This window comes from Streptomyces sp. NPDC086835, from assembly GCF_044745705.1.
In the GTDB taxonomy this organism is placed as follows: Bacteria; Actinomycetota; Actinomycetes; order Streptomycetales; family Streptomycetaceae; genus Streptomyces.
On record NZ_JBIVAU010000010.1, the window covers coordinates 32419 to 54978 of the forward strand.

Below are 22560 nucleotides of genomic sequence, written 5' to 3' on the forward strand. Positions count from 1 at the left end.
ATCGTCCGCGCCGCAAGGGCCCGCCCCGGCCGGGCGGGCCCACGCACGTCAGGCGCGCTCGCGGTCACCGCGGCCGGCCCGGAGGCGGACGGCCACGATCACGGCGGTCGCCGTCACCACCAGGACCAGCAGCGCCCAGTCGGGGATCGCGCCGCCGAGGCCCGCCGTCCACTCCTCGACCGCGAACGAGTCGTCGACCGAGAGCAGTCCCGGCATGGCCGTGGTGCCGTCGAAGGCCAGGAACAGCGTGCCGAGCACGACGAAGAACAGTCCCGAGAGCAGCGACGTCGTGTGCAGCTCGAAGCGGCCCGCCCGCAGCGTCCGGCCGCGCAGCCACCGGCGGCGGCCCAGGTCGAACCGTTCCCACAGCAGCGCGAGGACGAAGAGCGGGACCGCCATGCCGAGGGCGTAGACCGCGAGGAGCAGACCGCCGTAGACCGGGCTGCCGCTGACCGCCGCCACCGTCAGCACGCTGCCCAGGATCGGCCCCGCGCAGAACCCGGCCAGGCCGTAGACCAGGCCGAGCGCGTACACGGACACCGCTGTCGTCGGGCGGATCCGGCCGGACACCGAAGCGATACGGCGAGAGGCGAAACCCATGCCGAGGATCTGCGCGACGCCGAGCGCGACGATCAGCCATCCGCCGGCCAGGACGAGCAGATCACGGTGGCCGTAGAACAGCCGACCCGCGTACGACCCCGCCGCGCCCAGCGGGACGAGGGTGGTGGCCAGGCCCGCGTAGAAGATTCCCGTGCGGGCCAGCAGCCGGCCGGCCGAGTCGACGGAGTAGGCGAAGAAGGCGGGGAGCAGCAGTGCGCTGCAGGGGCTGACCAGCGCCAGCAGACCGCCGAGGAAAGCGGCCAGATAGCCGATGTCGCTCACCGGCCGTTCCCGTCCGCAGCCTGCTTCGCCGCCTCGATGGCCTCGGTGAACGTCGCCATCGGCTGGGCGCCCGCGACGGGCCGCCCGTTGATCAGGAAGGACGGGGTGGACGTCGCACCCAGCCCGTACGCCTCCTCGTGGTCCTTCTTCACGGCCTGCCGCGCCGCGTCACTGTCGAGGTCCCGTGCGAAGCGCCCGAGGTCGGCCACTCCCGCCTCACGCGCCAGCGCGTCGAGCCGGTCCTTGCCGAAGCCCTTCTCCTTGGCCCCCTCCGCGTACGCGGCCGCGTGGAACTCCCAGAAACGGCCCTGCCGGCCCGCCGCCCAGGCGGCGCGTGCCGCGGCCTGTGACTCCTCGCCGAAGATCGGGAAGTTGCGCCACTCGATCCGCAGGGTCCCGTCCTCGACGTACTTCTTGATGAGCTCCGGCTCGGTGTCGCGGGCGAACTTTCCGCAGTAGCCGCACTGGAAGTCCGCGTACTCGACCATGACGACGGGCGCGTCGGCGCGGCCCACCGCCAGCGGGTCCCCGGCCTCACGGCGGGCGAGCTTCTCGAGCTCCGGATAGGCGCCGTCCCGCGGGTCGGCGGAGACATCGGCCACGGCGGAGGAACCGCCGGCCGGGGTGTCCGGCTTGGTGGTGGTGTAGGACGCGAAGCCGAGCAGCAGCGCGGCGACGAGGACACCCGCGCCGATGGCGAGGGGCTTACGGGAAGGGGAAGAAGACATGGTGGTGCTCCTGGGCGAAGGTCCGGCGGCTGACGGTGGAGTGGGCCGCCGGGCCTAGACGCGCAGGACGGAGAGGGCGACCGGGGTGGGCGGCGCCGCCGGCGGCGGCGCGGGCAGCGGCGACTCGTCGAGGAAGGCCCGGTCGGGCAGCAGCGCCCCGGGGCCGGCGGGACCGCCGGCCTGGTGCAGCGCGGGCAGCAGTTCGTACGGGGAGCTGCCGCGCGGGGGCGTCCCGGGGTGGGCGTCCCTGTCGTTGTCCTTGGCGCCCGGTCCGCAGCCCGGGGGCTGCGCGGGAGCGGCCACCGGCCCGGCCATGGACGCGGGCGTGGCGTCCGGACCGGCGACGGAGACCGGCGCGGGGTCCGCCGCCGCGGCCGCCGTGCCCATGCACCCGAGCAGCGCTCCCAGCAGGCCGAGCAGCAGGCTCGCGGACACCAGGAGGCGGTGCCGGCGGTCGCGGCCGATCAGCATGGACGCGCTGTCCTTTCGGGTCGGGCAGGGGCGGATTCGCTCCATACTGCACCAGGCTGCGCGTGAAATGAGTTCGCCAGTGGTTTCCCGGGGGTGCGATCCTGGTGTTCGTATGTCTACTTCCTTCGCCGACCTTCAGACCCTGCTGGCCGGGGCGTCGCTGCGCGACGCCCACCGGCTCGGCCGCCGTCTCGAAGGCGCCCGCCGCATCCGTAAGCCCGAGGCTCGGCAGGCCGTGCTGGACGAGATCGCCGCGGAGGCGGAGAAGTCCGCGGCCCGCACCGCCCTCCGGGCCGGCCGCGTACCCGAGGTCTCGTACCCGGAGCAGCTTCCGGTCAGCCAGAAGAAGGACGCGATCCTCGAGGCGATACGGGACCACCAGGTCGTGATCGTCGCGGGTGAGACCGGCTCCGGCAAGACGACCCAGATCCCGAAGATCTGTCTGGAACTGGGCCGTGGCGTGCGCGGCATGATCGGCCACACGCAGCCCCGCCGTATCGCCGCCCGCACCGTCGCGGAACGGGTCGCGGAAGAGCTGGACACCCCGCTCGGCGAGGCCGTCGGCTGGAAGGTCCGCTTCACCGACCAGGTGAACCAGGACGCCACCTTCGTGAAGCTCATGACGGACGGCATCCTGCTCGCCGAGATCCAGACCGACCGCGAGCTGCGCGCCTACGACACGATCATCATCGACGAGGCCCACGAGCGGTCGCTCAACATCGACTTCCTGCTCGGCTACCTGGCACAGCTGCTGCCCAGGCGTCCCGATCTCAAGGTCGTGATCACGTCCGCGACGATCGACCCCGAGCGCTTCTCCCGGCACTTCGGTGACGCCCCGATCGTCGAGGTCAGCGGCCGTACGTATCCCGTCGAGGTCCGTTACCGCCCGCTGCTCGAAGAGGACGGCGAGGAGAGCGACCGCGACCAGATCACCGCGATCACGGACGCGGTGGAGGAGCTGATGGGCGAGGGGAAGGGCGACATCCTCGTCTTCCTCTCCGGCGAGCGCGAGATCCGCGACACCGCGGAGGCGCTCAACAAGAAGCAGTACCGCTTCACCGAGGTGCTCCCCCTCTACGCCCGTCTCTCGCACGCCGAGCAGCACCGCGTCTTCCAGCAGCACACCGGCCGGCGGATCGTCCTCGCCACCAATGTCGCGGAGACGTCGCTGACGGTCCCCGGCATCAAGTACGTGATCGATCCGGGGACCGCCCGTATCTCCCGCTACAGCCATCGCACGAAGGTGCAGCGGCTGCCCATCGAGGCGATCAGCCAGGCCAGCGCCAACCAGCGCAAGGGCCGCTGCGGCCGTACGTCGGACGGCATCTGCATCCGGCTGTACTCGGAGGACGACTTCGACGCCCGGCCCGAGTTCACGGACCCGGAGATCCTCCGCACGAACCTGGCGTCGGTCATCCTCCAGATGACGGCGGCCGGACTCGGCGACATCGAGAAGTTCCCGTTCATCGACCCGCCGGACCACCGCAACATCCGCGACGGTGTCCAGCTCCTCCAGGAACTGGGCGCGTTCGACCCGGCGCAGAAGGATCCCCGCAAGAAGCTGACGGAGATGGGCCGCAAGCTCTCCCAGCTGCCGGTCGACCCCCGGCTCGCCCGCATGGTCGTCGAGGCCGACAAGAACGGCTGTGTGCGCGAGGTCATGGTGATCGCGGCCGCCCTGTCGATCCAGGACCCGCGAGAGCGCCCGGCGGAGAAGCAGACGCAGGCCGATCAGCAGCACGCCCGCTTCAAGGACGAGACGAGCGACTTCCTCGCCTTCCTCAACCTGTGGCGCTATGTCCGTGAACAGCAGAAGGAGCGCGGCTCCTCGAGCTTCCGCCGGATGTGCAAGCAGGAGTACCTGAACTTCCTGCGCATCCGGGAGTGGCAGGACATCTACTCCCAGCTCCGCACGGTCGCCAAGCAGATGGGCATGCATCTCGAGGAGCCCTCGGCGGATGCCGCCGTGCCCGAGCAGGCCGTCCACGTCTCGCTGCTCGCGGGTCTGCTCTCGCACGTCGGCATGAAGGACGTGAAGGAGACCGGGGGCGAGAGCGGGAGGAGCACAGGGAAGAACGAGTACCTGGGCGCCCGCGGCGCCAAGTTCGCGATCTTCCCCGGCTCTGCCCTCTTCAAGAAGCCGCCGCGGTTCGTGATGTCCGCCGAGCTGGTGGAGACGTCCCGGCTGTGGGCGCGGGTCAACGCGAAGATCGAACCGGAGTGGATCGAACCGCTCGCACAGCATTTGCTGAAGCGTACGTACAGCGAACCGCACTGGGAGAAGGACGCGGCCGCGGTGATGGCGTACGAGAAGGTGACGCTCTACGGCGTGCCGATCGTCGCCCAGCGGAAAGTGAACTACGGGCGGATCGACCCGGAGGTCTCGCGTGACCTCTTCATCCGCAACGCGCTGGTCGAGGGCGACTGGCGCACGCACCACAAGTTCTTCGCGGACAACCGCAGACTGCTGACCGAGGTCGAGGAGCTGGAGCACCGCGCCCGCCGCCGCGACATCCTGGTGGACGACGAGACCCTCTTCGACTTCTACGACCAGCGGGTGCCCGAACACGTCGTGTCCGGCGCGCACTTCGACTCCTGGTGGAAGCACAAGCGCCGCGAGCAGCCCGACCTGCTCGACTTCGAGCGCGAGATGCTCATCAACGAGAAGGCGGGTGAGGTCACCAAGGACGACTACCCGGACTCGTGGCGGCAGGGCCGGCTGAAGTTCCGGGTGACGTACCAGTTCGAACCGGGCGCGGACGCGGACGGTGTCACCGTGCACATCCCGCTGCAGGTGTTGAACCAGGTGACCGACGAGGGCTTCGACTGGCAGATCCCGGGCCTGCGCGAGGACGTGGTCACCGAGCTGATCCGTTCGCTGCCGAAACCGGTCCGCCGCCACTACGTGCCCGCGCCGAACTACGCGAAGGCGTTCCTGGCCAGGGCCGTGCCGCTCCAGGAGCCGCTACCGGTCACGCTCGCGCGGGAGCTGAAGCGGATGGTCGGCGTGCCGGTCACGGCGGACGACTTCGACCTCTCCCGTGTGCCCGACCACTTGAAGATCACGTTCCGGATCGTCGACGAGCGCCGTAAGAAGCTCGCGGAGGACAAGGACCTGGAGGCTCTTCGGGTCCAGCTGAAGCCGAAGGCCCGCCAGGCGCTCTCCAAGGCCGCCGCCTCCTCCAGCCCCTCCGGCGAGTCCCTGGAGCGCACCGGACTCACGGACTGGACGATCGGCACGCTCTCGAAGGTCTTCGAGACGCGGCGCGCGGGTCAGCCGGTCAAGGCGTTCCCCGCCCTGGTCGACGAGGGCGGCTCCGTCGCCGTACGGCTCTTCGACACCGAGGCGGAGCAAGCGCAGGCGATGTGGAGCGGAACCCGCCGTCTGATCATGCTCAACATCCCGGTGAATCCCGCCAAGTTCGCCTCCGACAAGCTGACGAACCAGCAGAAGCTGGCGCTCTCCCGCAATCCGCACGGCTCGGTCCAGGCGCTCTTCGAGGACTGCGCCCTGGCCGCGGCCGACCGTCTGATCGCGGAGCACGGCGGACCGGCGTGGGACGAGGAATCGTTCCGGAAGCTGTTCGACAAGGTGCGGGCCGACCTCGTCGACCTGACCGTCCGCACGATCGACCAGGTGCAGCAGATCCTGGCGGCCTGGCAGGCCTGCGAGCGCCGCCTGAAGGCCACGAACAGCCTGGTGCTCATCAACAACGTCCAGGACGTACGCGAGCAGCTGGCGGCCCTCGTGCCGGCCGGCTTCGTGACCCGCACAGGGCTGCGCAGGCTGCCCGACCTGATGCGCTACCTGGTGGCCGTGGACCGTCGCCTCCAGCAGATGCCCACGGCCGTCCAGCGCGACACCACGCGCATGGAGAAGGTCCACGAGATGCAGGACGAGTACGCCTGGCTGCTCGAGCAGCTGCCGCAGGGCCGGCCGGTGCCGCAGGAGGTCCTGGACATCCGCTGGATGATCGAGGAGCTGCGGGTGAGCTACTTCGCGCACGCGCTGGGCACGGCGTACCCGGTGTCCGACAAGCGGATCGTGAAGGCCATCGACGCAGCGGCGCCGTGACGGGCCGATCGCCCGGAGTGAGTTCGACCTGATGGTCGCACCTGCTGTACAGTCTCTCTCGCAGCCAAGGAAGCAAGTACCGGCTGCGAAACCTGGTCCTGTGGAGCAGTTTGGAGTGCTCGCCACCCTGTCAAGGTGGAGGCCGCGGGTTCAAATCCCGTCAGGACCGCGCGATATGACGAAGGCCCGCATCATTCGATGCGGGCCTTCGTCGTGCCCGGCCGTCTTGACGGCGTCATCTGCCACGGGTACCCAGTCACTAGGGCCTTTCGTTCGGACGCTGCCTGAGCCGGACGAGAGACCCAAGGGGACGGCACACACCCGGAGGTGACGTGCATGGCGGCGTCCACAGCACGGCGGTACGAGACCCGGGCGCTGCTGCGCGCCCATCTGTCCGCCGCATCCGGCTACCGGCACCTCACAAGGTCCTGCCCCATCTGCCATCGCCTCCTGCGGCTCGCCATGGAGCGCCCCGACGAGGAGCCGTCCGGCACCGGGCAGGCACAGCCGCCCGCCACCCGGCCGCCGACAGAGGCGCCGAAGGGCCCGTCGGCCGAGGACGAAGGTCCCACCGAGGAGTGACCAACAGCCGCCTCTGGGCGCCTGGTTCCGTGACAGGCCGGGGTTTGGCAAGAGGCGTGCGGTGTGACGGGAGTCACCGAACGGGTTTTCAGAACCCATCCTTTTAACCCCTCCCTACAACCGTCCGATTTAATATGTGCCATTGCACTCCCCCCAGGGTGGTCCGGCGCAGGCCGGCACAGGACCCACCGGCGCCCTGCCCGGACACAAAAAAATCGCGCTGGACCCGGCGGAGTCCAGCGCGATCGATGACGAGGGTCTGTTGGGGCAGAGCACCGTCACATGGAGCTAGGGGTGGGTTTTCCGAGGTGGGGGCCCCGGAAACACCCGGTGTTACAGGGGTGTTCAGGCCTCGCTGCGCTGCTGCGGGATACCCGCAAGCAGTGCGCGGACCTCTGCCTCGCGGTACCGGCGATGTCCTCCGAGCGTGCGGATGGACGTGAGCTTGCCTGCCTTGGCCCAGCGGGTAACCGTCTTCGGGTCCACGCGGAACATGGTGGCAACCTCAGCCGGGGTCAGCAGCGGCTCGGCATCAGGGGTGCGAGCGGTCATGAGCGGCCTCCTCGGGAGAACCGAACCTTCTCGGTTCTTTCCTCTAAATTCTGCACCTTGACCCGCGTTGCCCGAAATGGCAGACGCGGGCCGAGTCGGTTATAGGACGAACGGCTTGTCCTCGGCACTACAACTACACCATCTGTCCAGCGACGTCGGCCAAACCGATGGAATTGCCCTCTCAGGTGTCCATCAGCGGCCGAAGCCCGATGGACCATGCCATAACGGACAGTCACGTCACAGTAACGATCAGTCACAGAGCGATCAGGAGTCGCCAGACCCCCCATAGCGTGCAATGCTGAGCATTCCGCCCTTACTTGGACGGAAGGAACCCTCCCCGGACTCCTTGTCCTATTTTGACACGAGGGTAGGTGATGGGCGCAAGAGCGCGGTTAGTGCCGTCCGTCACGCTTGAGGGGCAAGTGCCCGGATCGGGACCTACGTCCTGTACGCAGCGCATCCCCGACAACGAAGTCGGCCTTCAGTTGGCGAACTGACGGTCCCTGACGGCCCGCCAGCGCTCGGTCAGCCGCCCGTACGCCCGCGCCGCCCCTTCCGCGTCGCCGGCCCGCAGCGCAGCGATCCCCTCGGCCACATCGGCCGCGGAGCGGTCCTGCGCCAGCTGTCCGTCCGGCAGCGCGTGCACCAGGCCCCCGTAATCCAGTTCCACGAGCGACCGCGGGTGGAACTCCTCGAGCCAGCGACCGACGTCCAGCAGCCCGTCGGTCAGCGGACCCTCGTCGATCGTCTCCCGAAGCGTCCGCAGCGCCCGTGCGACCCGTCTGCGGGCCTGGACCATCGGCGTCCGGTACCGCAGCACGGGCGCGGCCGGACCGGCCGCCTCGTACTCCCGCTCCTCGTCGGCGAAGAGCGTGAACCAGCCGACCGGTACATGCCAGACCGCCGTCCTGATCCACGGCCGGGCGTCCGGGTTGCGCGCGCGCCACTCCTCGAAGTCCGCCGCCGCCTGGTCCCGCACGACCTGCGGCAGCGCCGCGTCCAGCAGCTGCGCCGGCAGCTGGTCGCCGAGCTCCTCCAGAGCCAGCCAGCCGCGCAGCCGGGTCCGCCAGGGGCACACGCAGACCACTCCGTCGACGTCCGCCACGAACGCGTCGGCGCTCTCGTGGACCGGCACGGGGACGGGCGGGGTCGGCAGCAAGTCGGCCAGCGAACGGCGCAGTTCGTCCTGGGCGGTCGGTGTGGCGTCCCTGCGGGCGTAGCGGGCCCAGTGGCCGCGTTCCGGCTCGGGGAAGGCCGCCAGCGGCTCGTAGATCCGAAGATAGGACGCGTAAGGGACAAGAACCGAGGACAGCGCTGGCATGCCGCGAATCCTTCCACGCCGGTACCCCGAGAGAGGGTGATCCTCGGCACTGCGTCGGATCTACGCACGCGTAGGACTTACCCTCTTGCCCAACCGGTCCTTCCCCGCGTCTGCCCAGCCAAAAGCGACGGTCAGGCCCCCGAGGATGGACTGTCTCCGCCGCTTCGTACTTGGGAGTCACCACCGTGACCGATGTGACCGGCGCCAATGCCGACGTACTGCACACCCTGTTCCGATCGGAGCAGGGGGGCCACGAGCAAGTCGTGCTGTGCCAGGACCGCGCCAGTGGCCTGAAGGCTGTCATCGCCATCCACTCCACCGCCCTGGGCCCGGCCCTCGGCGGCACCCGCTTCTACCCGTACGCGTCCGACGAAGAGGCCGTCGCCGACGCGCTGAACCTCTCCCGGGGCATGTCGTACAAGAACGCCATGGCCGGCCTCGAGCACGGCGGCGGCAAGGCCGTGATCATCGGTGACCCCGAGCAGATCAAGTCCGAGGAACTGCTGCTGGCCTACGGCCGGTTCGTCGACTCCCTCGGCGGCCGTTACGTGACCGCCTGCGACGTCGGCACCTACGTCGCCGACATGGACGTCGTCGCACGTGAGAGCCGCTGGGTGACCGGCCGCTCCCCCGAGAACGGCGGCGCGGGCGACTCGTCCGTGCTGACCGCGTACGGCGTCTTCCAGGGCATGCGCGCCTCGGCCGAGCACCTGTGGGGCGAGCCGACGCTGCGCGGCCGCAAGGTCGGCGTGGCGGGTGTCGGCAAGGTGGGCCACCACCTGGTCGACCACCTGGTCTCCGACGGGGCCGAGGTCGTGATCACGGACGTCCGCGAGGACTCGGTGCGCCGGATCCTCGACCGGCACCCCCAGGTGACCGCGGTCGCCGACACGGCCACCCTGATCCGCACCGAGGGCCTGGACGTCTACGCCCCCTGCGCGCTGGGCGGCGCCCTGAACGACGCGACCGTCCCGGTCCTGACGGCGAAGGTGGTCTGCGGCGCGGCCAACAACCAGCTCGCGCACCCGGGTGTGGAGAAGGACCTCGCCGACCGCGGCATCCTCTACGCGCCCGACTACGTGGTGAACGCCGGCGGCGTCATCCAGGTCGCCGACGAACTGCACGGCTTCGACTTCGACCGCTGCAAGGCGAAGGCGTCGAAGATCTTCGACACGACGCTGGCGATATTCGCACGTGCGAAGGAAGACGGCATTCCGCCGGCCGCTGCGGCCGACCGGATCGCCGAGCACCGCATGGCTGAGGCGCGCGGTCGCTGACCGTGTCCGACCGGCCCGCCGGCCTCGGGGAGACAAGACTCACCCCGGTCGGCGGGTCGACCGCCGGGAAGAGGTTAAAATCGCAGTTGACCAGCGAGGATTGGGTACCTCGCTGGTCCTGCCAAGTGGCACGTGATGCGGGCGGCGTACCGTATGGCCGCGGAAGCAGGTACCGTTGAAGCCCTACGGACCGGTCTCTCCACGGAGAGCCCGTTCCGACTCATGAACGCGTGTCAAGACTCTGGGGCCGTCGAGCCCCGTCACCGAGGGGGTCGAGCCATGGGGCGCGGCCGGGCCAAGGCCAAGCAGACAAAGGTCGCCCGCCAGCTGAAGTACAACAGCGGCGGGACTGACCTGTCGCGTCTGGCCAACGAGCTGGGCGCTTCGACTTCGAGTCAGCCTCCGAACGGCGAGCCGTTCGAGGACGACGACGAGGAAGACGACCCGTACGCACAGTACGCGGATCTGTACAACGACGACGAGGACGAGGACGACGAGTCCGGTCCGTCGTCGCAACAGCGCCGCGGCGCTTGACGCTGCACCGACACTGACCCGGTCCAGGGGCGACCCCGGACCGGGTTCTGTGCTGTCAGCTCACGCCGCCCGCCGGACCGCGATCGCTATGCGTACGTCCCGGTCAGCTCCGCACCCGTGTGCCGGTCGCTGTCCCGGTCGACGACGGTCCCGGCCACCCACGCGTCGACGCCGCGGTCGGCGAGTGTGGTCAGCGCCACATCGACGGACTCCTGCGGCACGACGGCCATCATGCCGACGCCCATGTTGAGGGTCTTCTCCAGCTCGAGCTGCTCGACCTGGCCGGCCTTGCCGACAAGATCGAACACCGCTCCGGGGGTCCAGGTCGAACGGTCGACGACCGCGTGCAGCGAGTCGGGGAAGACCCGCGCCAGGTTGTTCGCGAGACCGCCGCCGGTGATGTGGCTGAACGCGTGCACCTCGGTGGTCCGGGTAAGCGCCAGGCAGTCCAGCGAGTAGATCTTGGTGGGCTCGAGCAGCTCCTCGCCCAGCGTCCGGCCGAGCTCCTCGACCTGCTGGTCCAGCGACATCTTCGCCCGGTCGAACAGCACGTGCCGGACCAGCGAGTACCCGTTGGAGTGAAGCCCGGACGACGCCATCGCGATGACCGCGTCACCCTTACGGATGCGTTCCGGACCGAGCAGCCGGTCCGCCTCGACCACACCGGTACCGGCACCCGCGACATCGAAGTCGTCGGGGCCGAGCAGGCCGGGGTGCTCCGCGGTCTCGCCGCCGACCAGGGCGGTGCCGGCGAGCACGCAGCCCTCCGCGATGCCCTTGACGATCCCCGCCACCCGCTCCGGGTGGACCTTGCCGACGCAGATGTAGTCGGTCATGAACAGCGGCTCCGCGCCGCAGACCACGATGTCGTCCATGACCATGGCCACCAGGTCGTGGCCGATCGTGTCGTACACACCCATCTGGCGGGCGATGTCGACCTTGGTGCCGACGCCGTCGGTGGCGGAGGCGAGCAGCGGACGCTCGTAGCGCTTGAGGGCGGAGGCGTCGAAGAGGCCGGCGAAACCGCCGAGGCCGCCGAGGCCCGCGACCTCGGGGCGCTGCGTCTTCTTCACCCACTCCTTCATCAGCTCCACCGCGCGGTCGCCCGCCTCGATGTCGACGCCCGCTGCCGCGTAGCTGGCACCGGTGCCCGCGTGCGGAGCACGCTCGGAAGATTCAGCAGACATGCTGGAGAACTTTCGTGTCGTACTGCAGGGGGATCACGGACGACGGAGCGCGTCGGCGGCGTCGGAGCCGCCCGCCAGCTCGGTCTCCAGAAGCTGCTTGCCGAGCAGCTCGGGGTCGGGCAGCTCCATCGGGTACTCGCCGTCGAAGCAGGCACGGCAGAGGTTCGGCTTGGCGATCGTGGTCGCCTCGATCATGCCGTCGATGGAGATGTACGACAGGGAGTCGGCCCCGAGCGAGGTGCCGATCTCGTCGATCGTCATGCCGTTGGCGATGAGCTCCGCGCGGGTCGCGAAGTCGATCCCGAAGAAGCAGGGCCACTTCACCGGCGGGGACGAGATCCGGATGTGGACCTCGGCCGCTCCTGCCTCGCGGAGCATCTTGACCAGGGCCCGCTGGGTGTTGCCGCGGACGATCGAGTCGTCCACGACGACCAGCCGCTTGCCCCGGATGACTTCCTTGAGCGGGTTCAGCTTGAGGCGGATACCCAGCTGGCGGATGGTCTGCGAGGGCTGGATGAAGGTGCGGCCGACATAGGCGTTCTTCACCAGGCCGGAGCCGTACGGGATACCGCTGGCCTCTGCGTAGCCGATGGCCGCGGGGGTGCCGGACTCCGGCGTCGCTATGACCAGGTCGGCGTCGACCGGGGCTTCCTTGGCCAGTTTCCTGCCCATCTCCACGCGGGAGAGGTAGACGTTCCGGCCGGCGATGTCCGTGTCGGGGCGGGCCAGGTAGACGTACTCGAAGACACAGCCCTTGGGCTTCGCTTCCGCGAAGCGCGAACTGCGGAGGCCGTTCTCGTCGATCGCGATGAGCTCACCGAGCTCGATCTCGCGGACGAAGCTGGCGCCGCAGATGTCCAGGGCGGCGGTCTCGGACGCGACGACCCAGCCGCGCTCGAGGCGGCCGAGGACCAGCGGGCGGATGCCCTGCGGGTCGCGGGCCGCGTAGAGGGTGCCCTCGTCCATGAAGACGAGCGAGAAGGCGCCCCGGACCTCGGGGAGGACCTTGGCGGCCGCTTCCTCGATCGTCAGCGGCTTGCCGTCGTCGTCGACCTGGCCGGCGAGCAGCGCGGTGATCAGATCGGTGTCGTTGGTCGCGGCGACCTGGGTGGCGCGGCCGTTCTCCTTGGGGAGTTCGGCGACCATCTCCGCGAGCTGGGCGGTGTTGACCAGGTTTCCGTTGTGGCCGAGCGCGATCGAGCCGTGGGCGGTGGCCCGGAAGGTCGGCTGCGCGTTCTCCCACACCGAGGCACCCGTGGTCGAGTAGCGGGCGTGACCGACCGCGATATGACCTGTGAGGGAGCCGAGGGAGGTTTCGTCGAAGACCTGGGAAACCAGGCCCATGTCCTTGAAGACGAGGATCTGGGAGCCGTTGCTCACCGCGATTCCCGCGGATTCCTGGCCTCGATGTTGGAGGGCGTAGAGCCCGAAGTAAGTGAGCTTCGCGACCTCTTCTCCCGGAGCCCAGACACCGAAGACGCCGCAAGCGTCCTGGGGGCCCTTCTCACCGGGGAGCAGGTCGTGGTTGAGTCGTCCGTCACCACGTGGCACGCCACCGAGTGTAGGCGAGATCGACCACTGGTCCGAATTGGGGACACCGCGCAACCGGGTTTCCAGGGGTGCAAAGGGCGCATGAGGGGCCCGTTCCCTGGGCCTGCCGGTGTGCGCCCGACCTCGCGGGACGCTCGGAAATCGTCCAGTGAGGCGTCCACGATCCGGGACGGGCGTGCCCGCACCCCGTCCCGGCCAGGGATTCGCCCTCCGGCCCGTCGGGATCGGCGTGATCACCCTCCGTCAACGGGCGCCCGGTCCGGTCCGTCACGCCCGCCGGAGGCGGCGTGTGCTAGTTCACACGGTCATTTCTCGCGGGAGGTGTCGGAGGCGACCGCCGCGAAGCCTTCGCCGTCCGAGGCGGTGAGCGTCAGCGCCCGGTGCCCCAGCTCGTACTTCACCGTCCCGTCGAGGACCTTGACCAGCTGACGCTCCACGTCCATCACCGGTCCTTGGCACAGCTTCCGGGTGGAGGCGAGGCGGCCGAAGGTGATCGAGTCGCCGGAGATCTTCGCCGTGCTGGTGAAGCGGTTGCAGCCCAGGCTGCCGCTCACGGAACCGTCCTTGGCGAAGGTCAGATGCGCCTTGTTCTCCGTACCGGCCGGCAGGGACGCCGCCGTCTGTCCGGACACCAGGCTGTTCACGGACCACTTGGTGCCCACCAGCGGGGAGGAGGGCTCCGACGTGAGAGCGATGGAGTCGCCCTTCTCCGTCGTCAGGGTCAGCCTGCCGTCGCTGAGCTTCGCCTTGAGCTTCCCGGAGAAGGCGGCACGCAGGGTGTCCTCGAAGCCCTGGATCTTCTCCTCGCACGCCATCTCGGTCATCTCACCGGGCCCCACCGTGATGGTGTCGCCCTCGATCTTCACGTCGGCGCCGAAGTGGTTGCAGCCGTAGTTGCCCTGGGCCCGCCCCTCGTCGGTGATCTCGACGTGGGCGTCGGCCGGGGCCTGTGTCCTGCGCCCGTCGACCGTGACGCTGTCGACGGACCAGTGGACACCGGTCACGGGAACATCGGGCTGCACCGTTCCTCCTCCGTCGCCGCGGTCACCGGAGCCGGCGCCCGACTCCGTGCCGCAGGCGGCGAGCGCGAGGACGGCCAGTGCGGTCACAGAAATGCTCAGCTGATTGCGCATACCCGTGGGACGGAGCGGCCCCGGTGTCGGTTCCGCCCGTTCCCCCGTCCGGCCGCACGGCATGGGTGGACAAGGCCCTGCTGCCCGGACCGGTCAGCCCAGGATCGGCAGCAGCGCCCCGATGTCGGCGCGCTCGCCGCTCGCGCCGACCTTCGCCGAGTCGAGCGCCTCACCCCATGCGGTGCGGCCGGTTGCCAGGCGGATCCAGGTCAGCGGGTCCGTCTCGACGACATTGGGCGGCGTGCCGCGGGTGTGCCTCGGGCCTTCGACGCACTGCACCACGGCGAACGGCGGGACACGCACCTCCGTCGACGCACCCGGCGCCTTCACCGCGAGGGCGTCCGCGAGCAGCCGTGTGCAGGCGGCGAGCGCCCGGCGGTCGTACGGGATGTCCAGCCCGGTCGCGTCGTTCAGGTCGTCGGTGTGGACGATCAGCTCGACGGTGCGGGTGACCAGGAAGTCCCCGAGCCGCATCCCGCCGAACCGCATGGGCACGAGCCGCTCCGCGTCAGCGGTCGGCAGCAGTACCTCGAGGTCCGCGGCCGTGCGGTCGAACAGTTCGGTGACCGCACCGCCCTCGGCGAACGCCCTGGTGTCCTCGTCGACCTTGCCGGCCGCCGTCACCGTCGCGAAGGGCCAGTCCAGCAGCGCCAGGTCCTGCTTGTCCGGCTCCGGCTGCCGCAGATAGCGCGTGACGAGCCCGGCGACCATGGCGATGTGGGCCGCGAGCTCCCGCACGGTCCAGTCACCGAGCCGCGTCGGCAGCGCGAGCTGATCGTCGGTGAGGCCGTCCACGGCCTGCCTGACGTGCCCGAACTGGGCGAGCACGGCGGCGCGGGTGGTGGCGGGATCGTAGCTGCGAAGACGCTTCCTGGCCGGTGGCATGAGCCGACCCTACGGGGTGGGCAGGCTGCCGGTCACCGGGTCCCCGGCAGTGAACGTCTTCCCGTTCCCGGGGACTTCGAGGCCGCGCCAGCGGAACGGGACGCCGACCGCGGTGTCCGCGTCCGGGCCGTCCATCAGCTGGAAGTGGAGGTGCGGTTCCGAGGAGTTGCCGGAGTTCCCGCACCGGGCGATCGGCTGCCCCGCCCGGACCCGGTCACCGGGCCGGACCGCGAGGGAACCGCGCTGGAGATGCGCGTACGCGGCGAACACTCCGTCGCCGAGGTCCAGAACGACATGGTTGCCGAAGATCTTGCGGACTCCGCCGATGTCCCGGATCGACGCCTCGACGATCAGCAGGTAGAGCACCGCGAGCAGCGAATTGCGGCTGAGATGGTCGCGCTGACGGTCCTCCGCGTGGACGACGGTGGCATCGGCGACGGCGAACAGCGGCTCCCCGAAGGCCGGAAAATCCTTGTTCCGGCGGACGACCGGCCACAGGACCTTGAACCCGGGCCGGGCGCCCTCGGCGGGCTCGGCCACGAGGTCGATGGCGTAGGTCTGCCCGTAGCCATGGGTGCCGTGGCTCGGCGTGCGGTCGGCCGGGCTGTTCAGCGCGGACCAGCGGCCGCGCACCGGGACGCCGACCTCGACGGCCTCGCGCGGGTGCTCACGCTGGGTCCGCCGGGTACGGACGGAAGCGCCCACGAGTATCGCGAGGGACAGCAGCGCGGGCGACCAGATCCACAGCCGGTCGAACGGAAGACCGGCGAACAGGTCGAGGAGGATGAGCGCGAAGAACGCCACCCACCCCGACCGGTGGACGATCACGAGCATTTTACGTACGGACATGGTCGTTCCCCCTTGGTGCGGCACGGATTTGCCGTGTCACGGGCACGCGGCGGTCAGCACCACGAGCAGCGGGACCACCCGGGCCCCGGGCACCTCGTAGCGACCGCGCCCCGTGGTGTGGAGCCAGCCGGCGCCGGTCAGCTGGCGCAGGTGGTGGTAGATCTGGCCGGTGGTGCCGAGCCCTTCGAGCTCGGCCAGCTCGGCGGCGGTACGGCGGCCGCCGAGGATCTCGCGCAGCAGGCGCAGCCGGACGGCGTGGCCGAGGGCGGCCAGCGACTCGGCGATCTGCCCCCGGTCGGCGCCGTCCTCGTCGAGGACGTCCGTGGTGAGCGCGCCGTACTGCCACTCGTACCGCTCCTGGGTGGGCAGCCGTACGGCTCCGGTGAACAGCACACCACCGTCCTCCGCCGCCTCGCCGGCGGAGGCGAGTTGCTGCTTCAGCCCCTCCAGCGCCCAGAAATCGCCGTCACCCGGGCTCGTCGCGGCGGGCCGGGCGCCTTCCAGGGCCGCCAGCCGCCGCTCGAGCGCGGCGACCCGCTCTTCCAGATCCATGCCAAGAGATTACGTAATTACGTAATCTCGTGCAACACCCGCACGCAGAAGCCCCCGCCCGGTCGGAACCGGACGGGGGCCACAGAGCACAGGTCAGACGAGCAGACCCGGGATGGTCGCCTCGTGCGCCGTGCGCAGCTCACTCAGCGGGATGCTGAACTCGCCCTGCACCTCGACAGCGTCTCCGTCCACCACACCGATACGGGTCACGGGCAGACCGCGGGCACCGCACATGTCGTTGAAGCGGAGCTCCTCGCTGCGCGGGACGGCGACGACCGCACGGCCGGCCGACTCGCTCAGCAGGAAGGTGAACGCGTCCAGACCGTCCGGGACGACCAGCCGCGCACCCTTGCCGCCGCGCAGGCACGACTCGGTGACCGCCTGGATCAGGCCGCCGTCGGACAGGTCGTGCGCCGCGTCGATCATGCCGTCGCGGGAGGCGGAGATCAGGATCTCGCCCAGCAGCTTCTCCCGGTCGAGGTCGACCTTCGGCGGCAGACCGCCGAGGTGGTCGTGGACGACCTGGGACCAGGCCGAGCCGCCGAACTCCTCGCGGGTGTCGCCGAGCAGGTAGAGCAGCTGCCCCTCCTCGGCGAACGCGATCGGCGTCCTGCGGTTGACGTCGTCGATCACACCGAGCACCGCGACGACCGGCGTCGGGTGGATCGCGGTCTCGCCCGTCTGGTTGTAGAGCGAGACGTTGCCGCCGGTCACCGGCGTGCCCAGCTGAAGACAGCCGTCCGCGAGACCACGCGTGGCCTCGGCGAACTGCCACATGACGTCCGGGTCCTCGGGGGAGCCGAAGTTCAGGCAGTCGGAGATCGCGAGCGGCTTCGCACCGGAGGCGGCCACGTTGCGGTACGCCTCCGCCAGCGCGAGCTGCGCACCCGTGTAGGGGTCGAGCTTCGCGTACCGGCCGTTGCCGTCGGTCGCCATGGCCACGCCCAGGTTCGACTTCTCGTCGATCCGGACCATGCCCGCGTCCTCCGGCTGCGCCAGCACGGTGTTGCCCTGCACGAAGCGGTCGTACTGGTCGGTGATCCACGCCTTGGAGGCCTGGTTCGGGGAGGCGACCAGCTTGAGGACCTGCTCGCGCAGCTCCTCCGCGTTCGCCGGGCGGGCCAGCTTGTTCGCGTCGTCCGCCTGGAGCGCGTCCTGCCAGGAGGGGCGGGCGTACGGACGGTGGTAGACCGGGCCCTCGTGGGCGACGGTCCGCGGCGGCACGTCGACGATCTGCTCGCCGTGCCAGAAGATCTCCAGGCGCTCGCCCTCGGTCACCTCACCGATGACGGTGGCGATGACGTCCCACTTCTCGCAGATCTCCAGGAACCGGTCCACCTTGTCCGGCTCGACGATCGCGCACATGCGCTCCTGCGACTCGCTCATGAGGATCTCCTCCGGCGAGAGCGTCGCGTCGCGCAGCGGCACGCTGTCCAGCTCGACCCGCATACCGCCGGAGCCGGCACTCGCCAGCTCGGAGGTGGCGCAGGACAGGCCGGCGCCGCCGAGGTCCTGGATGCCCGCGACGAGCTTCTCCTTGAAGATCTCAAGGGTGCACTCGATGAGGAGCTTCTCCTGGAAGGGGTCGCCGACCTGGACGGCGGGCCGCTTGGCGGGACCCGTCGACTCGAAGGTCTCCGACGCGAGCACCGAGACACCGCCGATGCCGTCGCCGCCGGTGCGGGCGCCGTAGAGGATCACCTTGTTGCCGGGGCCGGACGCCTTCGCGAGGTGGATGTCCTCGTGCTTCATCACACCGATGCAGCCGGCGTTGACCAGCGGGTTGCCCTGGTAGCACTCGTCGAAGACGACCTCGCCGCCGATGTTCGGCAGGCCCAGGCAGTTGCCGTAGCCGCCGATACCCGCGACCACGCCCGGCAGGACGCGCTTGGTGTCGGGGTGGTCGGCGGCGCCGAAGCGCAGCGGGTCCACGACGGCGACCGGGCGGGCGCCCATCGCGAGGATGTCGCGGACGATGCCGCCGACGCCGGTGGCCGCGCCCTGGTAGGGCTCGATGTACGACGGGTGGTTGTGCGACTCCACCTTGAAGGTGACGGCGTAGCCCTGGCCGACGTCGACGACGCCCGCGTTCTCACCGATGCCGACGAGCATGGCGTCGTTCTCGGGCGCCTTTTCGCCGAACTGCTTCAGGTGGACCTTGCTGCTCTTGTACGAGCAGTGCTCCGACCACATGACGCTGTACATCGCGAGCTCGGCACCGGTGGGACGGCGGCCCAGGATCTCGCGGATCCGGGCGTACTCGTCCTCCTTGAGGCCGAGCTCCTTCCACGGCTGGCCGGCGTCCGGGGTCTCGGTGGCGTGCTTGACGGTGTCCAGAGTCATGCTGCGACCAGCTTCTTGAGAACGGAGGTGAAGAATCCGAGCCCGTCGGTACCGCCGGTACCGATCAGCGGCTCCACGGCGTGCTCGGGGTGCGGCATCAGACCGACCACGTTGCCCGCGGCGTTGGTGATGCCGGCGATGTCGCGCAGCGAGCCGTTGGGGTTGAGGTCCAGGTAACGGAAGGCGACACGGCCCTCGGCCTCGAGCTCGTCGAGCACCCGCTCGTCGGCGACGTACCGGCCGTCCATGTTCTTCAGCGGTACGGAGATCTCCTGGCCGGACTCGTAGTCGGCGGTCCAGGCGGTGCCCGCGTTCTCCACCCGCAGCTTCTGGTCACGGCAGATGAAGTGCAGATGGTTGTTCCGCAGCATCGCGCCCGGCAGGAGGTGGGCCTCCGTGAGGATCTGGAAACCGTTGCAGATACCCAGGACCGGCATACCGGCCTTCGCCTGCTCGATGATCGTCCCCATCACCGGCGAGAACCGGGAGATGGCACCTGCGCGCAGATAGTCGCCGTACGAGAAACCTCCGGCGAGGACGACCGCGTCGACCTGCTTGAGGTCCTTGTCGCGGTGCCAGAGCGGTACCGCCTCGGCGCCGGCGAGCCGTGCGGCACGCAGCGCGTCCTGGTCATCGAGCGTTCCGGGGAAGGTGACGACTCCGATACGAGCGGTCACGACTCCACCTTCACGACGAAGTCCTCGATGACGGTGTTGGCGAGGAACGTTTCAGCCATCTCATGGATGCGGGAGAGGGCGGCGTCGTCGACCGGCCCCTCCACCTCCAGTTCGAAGCGCTTTCCCTGACGGACGTCCGCGATCCCGGCGAATCCCAGTCGCGGCAGTGCACGCTGCACCGCCTGTCCCTGGGGGTCGAGGATCTCGGGCTTGAGCATGACGTCGACTACGACGCGAGCCACGGGCACTCCCGGTGGTGTGTTGCGAGGGCGGTTCCCTCAGCGTACCCGCCCGGAAAATCTACGCGGGTAGATATCAAACCCGCCCACCGCGAAATCCAAGGAAAGATTGCCGGGCTCCATTGTGAAGGACACGCGCAAGTAATTGCCGGGGCTTCACAATGCGCGCCCATCCGCTGTACAAAGGAATACAGAGGAAAGCAGCATTGCCCCTCGACGGCCGAATAACCGGTATCGCCGCACGTCACAACCCACGACGTTCCGGCGATACCGCAGGGAAAGGACCGATATCCGTGGCTCAGCGAGTGGTGGTCACGCTCTCCGACGACATCGATGGCGGAGAAGCGACGGAAACGGTCACGTTCGGCCTCGACGGGAAGTCGTACGAGATCGACCTCAATCTCTCCAATGCAAAGAAACTGCGCAAGGCGCTGGCGCCCTACATGGCGGCCGGACGAAAGCAGACGAACAGTGGCAAGCGCGACAAGCCGCGCGCCGTCGCGTACCGGCACACCGCCGTCGAGGCCGCACCGGCGGCCGTCCGCGCGTGGGCACAGTCCAACAAGATGGACGTGCCGGCCCGCGGTCGCATCCCCAAGCGCGTCTACGAGGCGTTCCGCGAAGCCAGTTGAGGGACGCCGGCCGCAGCCACGCCGAACGGAGTTGCACTGCACCCCTGGTGATCCGCTAGAGTCTGGAGCACGCCGAGGGGCAAGCCGAAAGGCCCGCCTCGAGCAGCGTGCGGGTGTAGTTCAGTAGTAGAACATCCCCCTTCCAGGGGGAAGGCGCAGTGTGCAATTCCTGTCACCCGCTCTGCATCGCTTTACCGTCCACGGATGTGGATCAGGTACAGTGGTGGACGTACCGCCCGGTGAGAGCCGAGCGGCAACAATGCGGACGTGGCTCAGTTGGTAGAGCATCACCTTGCCAAGGTGAGGGTCGCGAGTTCGAATCTCGTCGTCCGCTCAGAGAACGAAGGCCCCGGTCATTACGACCGGGGCCTTCGTCGTGCTCCAGGGCTTCTTCATGACCGGGCTCCTCTTCATGTCCGGGACGGGCGGTGCTGACGGCATCGGCCGCGCCGAGCGCATGAACCGGCAAAGGTGAGGTGACCGAGGCCGCGCGCCCGGCACCGCACCGGGCCCGCCTGGGCATCCCGCACGCACGATGTGACGGTGCCCACAGCCCGCGCGCCGGTGAACCGTGATCGCGGCCGGCCCCACAGGCCGGCCCAGGCCCCCGCACGGAGTCCTCGCGACGACTGCGCGAGGACTCGGCCCACGAACGCCGGCGGCCGACGGTCATCCGTACCGTGTGCCGGAAATCCGTCCGGGCAAGGCGAGTTGACCGCCGAAGCCCGATCGGTGTGCGCTCGTCCGCGGCCTCGGGAAGGCCGAGATGATCGGCCGGCCGGTCGAGCCGGTCCCCTGGCGCGGAGAGGTCTCACCGGCTCGGGCGGCGATGCGGAATGCTCTCGTGTCCGGCCCTGCCGGGCCGTGAGGAGACCTCCGGACGGCGGTGCGTCTCGCGCACCGCCGAATTTGGGTATAGTGGTCTCCGCGCTACGGCGCATGCGGACGTGGCTCAGTTGGTAGAGCATCACCTTGCCAAGGTGAGGGTCGCGAGTTCGAATCTCGTCGTCCGCTCCATGGAAGAAGCCCCCGGCGTTTTCGCCGGGGGCTTCTTCGTATCCGGATGTCCTTCTAGGACCAGGTCGCGCCCGTCAGGAGCTCGTAGGCCTCCACGTACTTGGCGCGGGTCGCTTCCACGACCTCCTGCGGCAGTGCGGGCGGCGGCTGCTCGCTCTTCCGGTCCCAGCCGGACTCCGGCGAGGTCAGCCAGTCCCGGACGTACTGCTTGTCGTACGACGGCTGGGCGCGGCCCGGCTGCCAGCTCGCCGCCGGCCAGAAGCGGGACGAGTCCGGGGTGAGCACCTCGTCGGCGATGAGCAGCGCGTCGCCGTCGAAGCCGAACTCGAACTTCGTGTCGGCCAGGATGATGCCCCGGCCGCGTGCGATGTCACGGGCCCGGGAGTAGACGGCGAGGGTCGACTGGCGCAGGTGGGCGGCGGTCTCGGCGCCGACCTGGCGGGCGACCTCCTCGTAGCTCACGTTCTCGTCGTGGTCTCCCACGGCGGCCTTGGTCGCGGGCGTGAAGATCGGCGCAGGCAGCTCGGAGCCGTCGCTGAGCCCCTCAGGGAGCGCCAGACCGCACACGGTGCGGCTCTGCCGGTATTCGGCGAGGCCCGATCCGGTGAGGTAGCCGCGGGCCACGCACTCGACCGGGACCATGCGCAGCGATTTGCACACCATGGTGCGGCCGGCCCAGTCCGCGGGCGCGCCGGGCGGCAGCTCCGTGGAGATGACGTGGTTGCCGATCAGGTCCTCGAGCCGTTCGAACCACCACAGCGAGAGCTGGGTGAGGACCCGGCCCTTGTCGGGGATCTCGGTGGGCAGCACCCAGTCGTACGCCGACATGCGATCGCTGGCGACCATCACGAGGTCGCCCGCCTCGTTCTGGTACAGGTCGCGCACCTTGCCGGTGTGCAGATGCACCAGGCCGGGCACCTGCAGCGGCTCGGGCTTTTCGACGAATCCGGACACGGTTCCTCCCCGTGGCTGTGAACAACAGCTCCGATTGTCCCGTATGCGGGCGGGACCCACCTGGTCAGGGTGCGGCAGGCCCCCCACGGCGGCCCGGACGGTCACCGAAGTGCCCGGGG

Annotated in this window: 20 protein-coding genes and 4 tRNA genes; 9 read left to right on the top strand and 15 right to left on the bottom strand. The window is 69.5% G+C overall.

Annotated features, from left to right (window positions below; all coding sequences use genetic code 11):
- Positions 1 to 48 precede the first annotated feature (48 nt).
- Genes ACIPJI_RS28050 through ACIPJI_RS28060 form a run of 3 tightly spaced genes read right to left on the bottom strand, consistent with a single transcriptional unit; the run spans position 49 to position 2081 of the window.
- Positions 49 to 882: a cytochrome c biogenesis CcdA family protein gene (locus ACIPJI_RS28050; RefSeq protein WP_402249579.1), complete on the bottom strand. Its 834-nt coding sequence runs from the start codon at positions 880 to 882 to the stop codon at positions 49 to 51.
- A complete protein-coding gene (locus ACIPJI_RS28055) occupies positions 879 to 1610 on the bottom strand; it encodes a DsbA family protein (protein WP_402249581.1) in 732 nt (243 codons plus the stop codon). Before ACIPJI_RS28055 ends, ACIPJI_RS28050 begins: the two co-directional genes overlap by 4 nt.
- A gap of 54 nt (positions 1611 to 1664) precedes the next feature.
- Positions 1665 to 2081: a hypothetical protein gene (locus ACIPJI_RS28060; protein WP_402249582.1), complete on the bottom strand. Its 417-nt coding sequence runs from the start codon at positions 2079 to 2081 to the stop codon at positions 1665 to 1667.
- Positions 2082 to 2193: 112 nt separating this feature from the next.
- On the opposite strand from ACIPJI_RS28060, the gene hrpA reads away from it, so the two are divergent.
- The 3 genes from hrpA (at position 2194) to ACIPJI_RS28075 (ending at position 6738) form a co-directional block, all read left to right on the top strand.
- Positions 2194 to 6156 carry an ATP-dependent RNA helicase HrpA gene (gene hrpA, locus ACIPJI_RS28065; RefSeq protein ID WP_356624593.1) on the top strand — a complete coding sequence of 1321 codons (3963 nt, stop codon included), beginning with the start codon at positions 2194 to 2196 and terminating at the stop codon, positions 6154 to 6156.
- A 94-nt stretch (positions 6157 to 6250) separates the two neighbouring features.
- Positions 6251 to 6325 (top strand) — tRNA-Asp (locus ACIPJI_RS28070).
- A gap of 167 nt (positions 6326 to 6492) precedes the next feature.
- On the top strand, positions 6493 to 6738 hold the full coding sequence (locus tag ACIPJI_RS28075) for a DUF6274 family protein (protein WP_402249584.1): 246 nt from the start codon (positions 6493 to 6495) through the stop codon (positions 6736 to 6738).
- 345 nt (positions 6739 to 7083) lie between these two features.
- On the opposite strand, the gene bldC is transcribed toward ACIPJI_RS28075, so the two are convergent.
- On the bottom strand, positions 7084 to 7290 hold the full coding sequence (gene bldC, locus ACIPJI_RS28080; protein WP_003949541.1) for a developmental transcriptional regulator BldC: 207 nt from the start codon (positions 7288 to 7290) through the stop codon (positions 7084 to 7086).
- Between the two features lie 481 nt (positions 7291 to 7771).
- Complete coding sequence (locus ACIPJI_RS28085) at positions 7772 to 8611, bottom strand: hypothetical protein (RefSeq protein ID WP_356624590.1); 840 nt, start codon at positions 8609 to 8611, stop codon at positions 7772 to 7774.
- A gap of 185 nt (positions 8612 to 8796) precedes the next feature.
- Here ACIPJI_RS28085 and ACIPJI_RS28090 point away from each other — a divergent pair, with 185 nt between their 5' ends.
- Positions 8797 to 9888: a Glu/Leu/Phe/Val dehydrogenase dimerization domain-containing protein gene (locus tag ACIPJI_RS28090; protein ID WP_356624588.1), complete on the top strand. Its 1092-nt coding sequence runs from the start codon at positions 8797 to 8799 to the stop codon at positions 9886 to 9888.
- 279 nt (positions 9889 to 10167) lie between these two features.
- Positions 10168 to 10422, top strand: a complete 255-nt coding sequence (locus tag ACIPJI_RS28095; protein ID WP_005315345.1) for a DUF3073 domain-containing protein — start codon at positions 10168 to 10170, stop codon at positions 10420 to 10422.
- An 86-nt stretch (positions 10423 to 10508) separates the two neighbouring features.
- On the opposite strand, the gene purM is transcribed toward ACIPJI_RS28095, so the two are convergent.
- The 9 genes from purM to purS form a co-directional block, all read right to left on the bottom strand.
- Positions 10509 to 11609 carry a phosphoribosylformylglycinamidine cyclo-ligase gene (gene purM / locus ACIPJI_RS28100; RefSeq protein ID WP_307707251.1) on the bottom strand — a complete coding sequence of 367 codons (1101 nt, stop codon included), beginning with the start codon at positions 11607 to 11609 and terminating at the stop codon, positions 10509 to 10511.
- Positions 11610 to 11642: 33 nt separating this feature from the next.
- Positions 11643 to 13160 (bottom strand): amidophosphoribosyltransferase, encoded by a 1518-nt coding sequence (gene purF, locus ACIPJI_RS28105; RefSeq protein WP_189474130.1) that lies wholly within the window; start codon positions 13158 to 13160, stop codon positions 11643 to 11645.
- Between the two features lie 305 nt (positions 13161 to 13465).
- A complete protein-coding gene (locus tag ACIPJI_RS28110) occupies positions 13466 to 14293 on the bottom strand; it encodes an META domain-containing protein (RefSeq protein WP_402249588.1) in 828 nt (275 codons plus the stop codon).
- Positions 14294 to 14386: 93 nt separating this feature from the next.
- On the bottom strand, positions 14387 to 15178 hold the full coding sequence (locus ACIPJI_RS28115) for a sterol carrier family protein (protein WP_402249589.1): 792 nt from the start codon (positions 15176 to 15178) through the stop codon (positions 14387 to 14389).
- A 9-nt stretch (positions 15179 to 15187) separates the two neighbouring features.
- Complete coding sequence (locus ACIPJI_RS28120) at positions 15188 to 16027, bottom strand: M23 family metallopeptidase (protein ID WP_402249591.1); 840 nt, start codon at positions 16025 to 16027, stop codon at positions 15188 to 15190.
- Positions 16028 to 16063: 36 nt separating this feature from the next.
- Positions 16064 to 16579 (bottom strand): winged helix-turn-helix domain-containing protein, encoded by a 516-nt coding sequence (locus ACIPJI_RS28125; protein WP_356624580.1) that lies wholly within the window; start codon positions 16577 to 16579, stop codon positions 16064 to 16066.
- A gap of 93 nt (positions 16580 to 16672) precedes the next feature.
- The gene (purL, locus tag ACIPJI_RS28130; protein WP_307707256.1) at positions 16673 to 18922 is read right to left on the bottom strand and encodes a phosphoribosylformylglycinamidine synthase subunit PurL; all 2250 of its coding nucleotides are present in this window, start codon (positions 18920 to 18922) and stop codon (positions 16673 to 16675) included.
- On the bottom strand, positions 18919 to 19599 hold the full coding sequence (purQ, locus tag ACIPJI_RS28135; RefSeq protein ID WP_307707257.1) for a phosphoribosylformylglycinamidine synthase subunit PurQ: 681 nt from the start codon (positions 19597 to 19599) through the stop codon (positions 18919 to 18921). Before purQ ends, purL begins: the two co-directional genes overlap by 4 nt.
- Positions 19596 to 19841 carry a phosphoribosylformylglycinamidine synthase subunit PurS gene (gene purS / locus ACIPJI_RS28140; protein ID WP_005315325.1) on the bottom strand — a complete coding sequence of 82 codons (246 nt, stop codon included), beginning with the start codon at positions 19839 to 19841 and terminating at the stop codon, positions 19596 to 19598. The genes purQ and purS overlap by 4 nt, the downstream gene beginning before the upstream one ends.
- A 290-nt stretch (positions 19842 to 20131) precedes the next feature.
- On the opposite strand from purS, the gene ACIPJI_RS28145 reads away from it, so the two are divergent.
- The 4 genes from ACIPJI_RS28145 (at position 20132) to ACIPJI_RS28160 (ending at position 21487) form a co-directional block, all read left to right on the top strand.
- Positions 20132 to 20470, top strand: a complete 339-nt coding sequence (locus ACIPJI_RS28145) for an Lsr2 family protein (RefSeq protein WP_244258208.1) — start codon at positions 20132 to 20134, stop codon at positions 20468 to 20470.
- A 109-nt stretch (positions 20471 to 20579) separates the two neighbouring features.
- Positions 20580 to 20651, top strand: a tRNA-Gly gene (locus ACIPJI_RS28150).
- A gap of 80 nt (positions 20652 to 20731) precedes the next feature.
- Positions 20732 to 20804 (top strand) — tRNA-Gly (locus ACIPJI_RS28155).
- Between the two features lie 607 nt (positions 20805 to 21411).
- A tRNA-Gly gene (locus ACIPJI_RS28160) sits at positions 21412 to 21487 on the top strand.
- Between the two features lie 54 nt (positions 21488 to 21541).
- Here the strand turns inward: ACIPJI_RS28160 and ACIPJI_RS28165 are convergent.
- Positions 21542 to 22441 (bottom strand): phosphoribosylaminoimidazolesuccinocarboxamide synthase, encoded by a 900-nt coding sequence (locus ACIPJI_RS28165; protein WP_356624576.1) that lies wholly within the window; start codon positions 22439 to 22441, stop codon positions 21542 to 21544.
- Positions 22442 to 22560 lie beyond the last annotated feature (119 nt).

Excerpts from the sequence above, each read along its gene's own strand:
- ACIPJI_RS28055 (WP_402249581.1), bottom strand. The coding sequence starts at position 1,610 with ATGTCTTCTTCCCCTTCCCGTAAGCCCCTCGCCATCGGCGCGGGTGTC.
- ACIPJI_RS28060 (WP_402249582.1), bottom strand. The coding sequence starts at position 2,081 with ATGCTGATCGGCCGCGACCGCCGGCACCGCCTCCTGGTGTCCGCGAGC.
- hrpA (WP_356624593.1), top strand. The coding sequence starts at position 2,194 with ATGTCTACTTCCTTCGCCGACCTTCAGACCCTGCTGGCCGGGGCGTCG.
- ACIPJI_RS28075 (WP_402249584.1), top strand. The coding sequence starts at position 6,493 with ATGGCGGCGTCCACAGCACGGCGGTACGAGACCCGGGCGCTGCTGCGC.
- bldC (WP_003949541.1), bottom strand. The coding sequence starts at position 7,290 with ATGACCGCTCGCACCCCTGATGCCGAGCCGCTGCTGACCCCGGCTGAG.
- ACIPJI_RS28085 (WP_356624590.1), bottom strand. The coding sequence starts at position 8,611 with ATGCCAGCGCTGTCCTCGGTTCTTGTCCCTTACGCGTCCTATCTTCGG.
- ACIPJI_RS28095 (WP_005315345.1), top strand. The coding sequence starts at position 10,168 with ATGGGGCGCGGCCGGGCCAAGGCCAAGCAGACAAAGGTCGCCCGCCAG.
- purM (WP_307707251.1), bottom strand. The coding sequence starts at position 11,609 with ATGTCTGCTGAATCTTCCGAGCGTGCTCCGCACGCGGGCACCGGTGCC.
- ACIPJI_RS28110 (WP_402249588.1), bottom strand. The coding sequence starts at position 14,293 with ATGCGCAATCAGCTGAGCATTTCTGTGACCGCACTGGCCGTCCTCGCG.
- ACIPJI_RS28115 (WP_402249589.1), bottom strand. The coding sequence starts at position 15,178 with ATGCCACCGGCCAGGAAGCGTCTTCGCAGCTACGATCCCGCCACCACC.
- ACIPJI_RS28120 (WP_402249591.1), bottom strand. The coding sequence starts at position 16,027 with ATGTCCGTACGTAAAATGCTCGTGATCGTCCACCGGTCGGGGTGGGTG.
- ACIPJI_RS28125 (WP_356624580.1), bottom strand. The coding sequence starts at position 16,579 with ATGGATCTGGAAGAGCGGGTCGCCGCGCTCGAGCGGCGGCTGGCGGCC.
- purL (WP_307707256.1), bottom strand. The coding sequence starts at position 18,922 with ATGACTCTGGACACCGTCAAGCACGCCACCGAGACCCCGGACGCCGGC.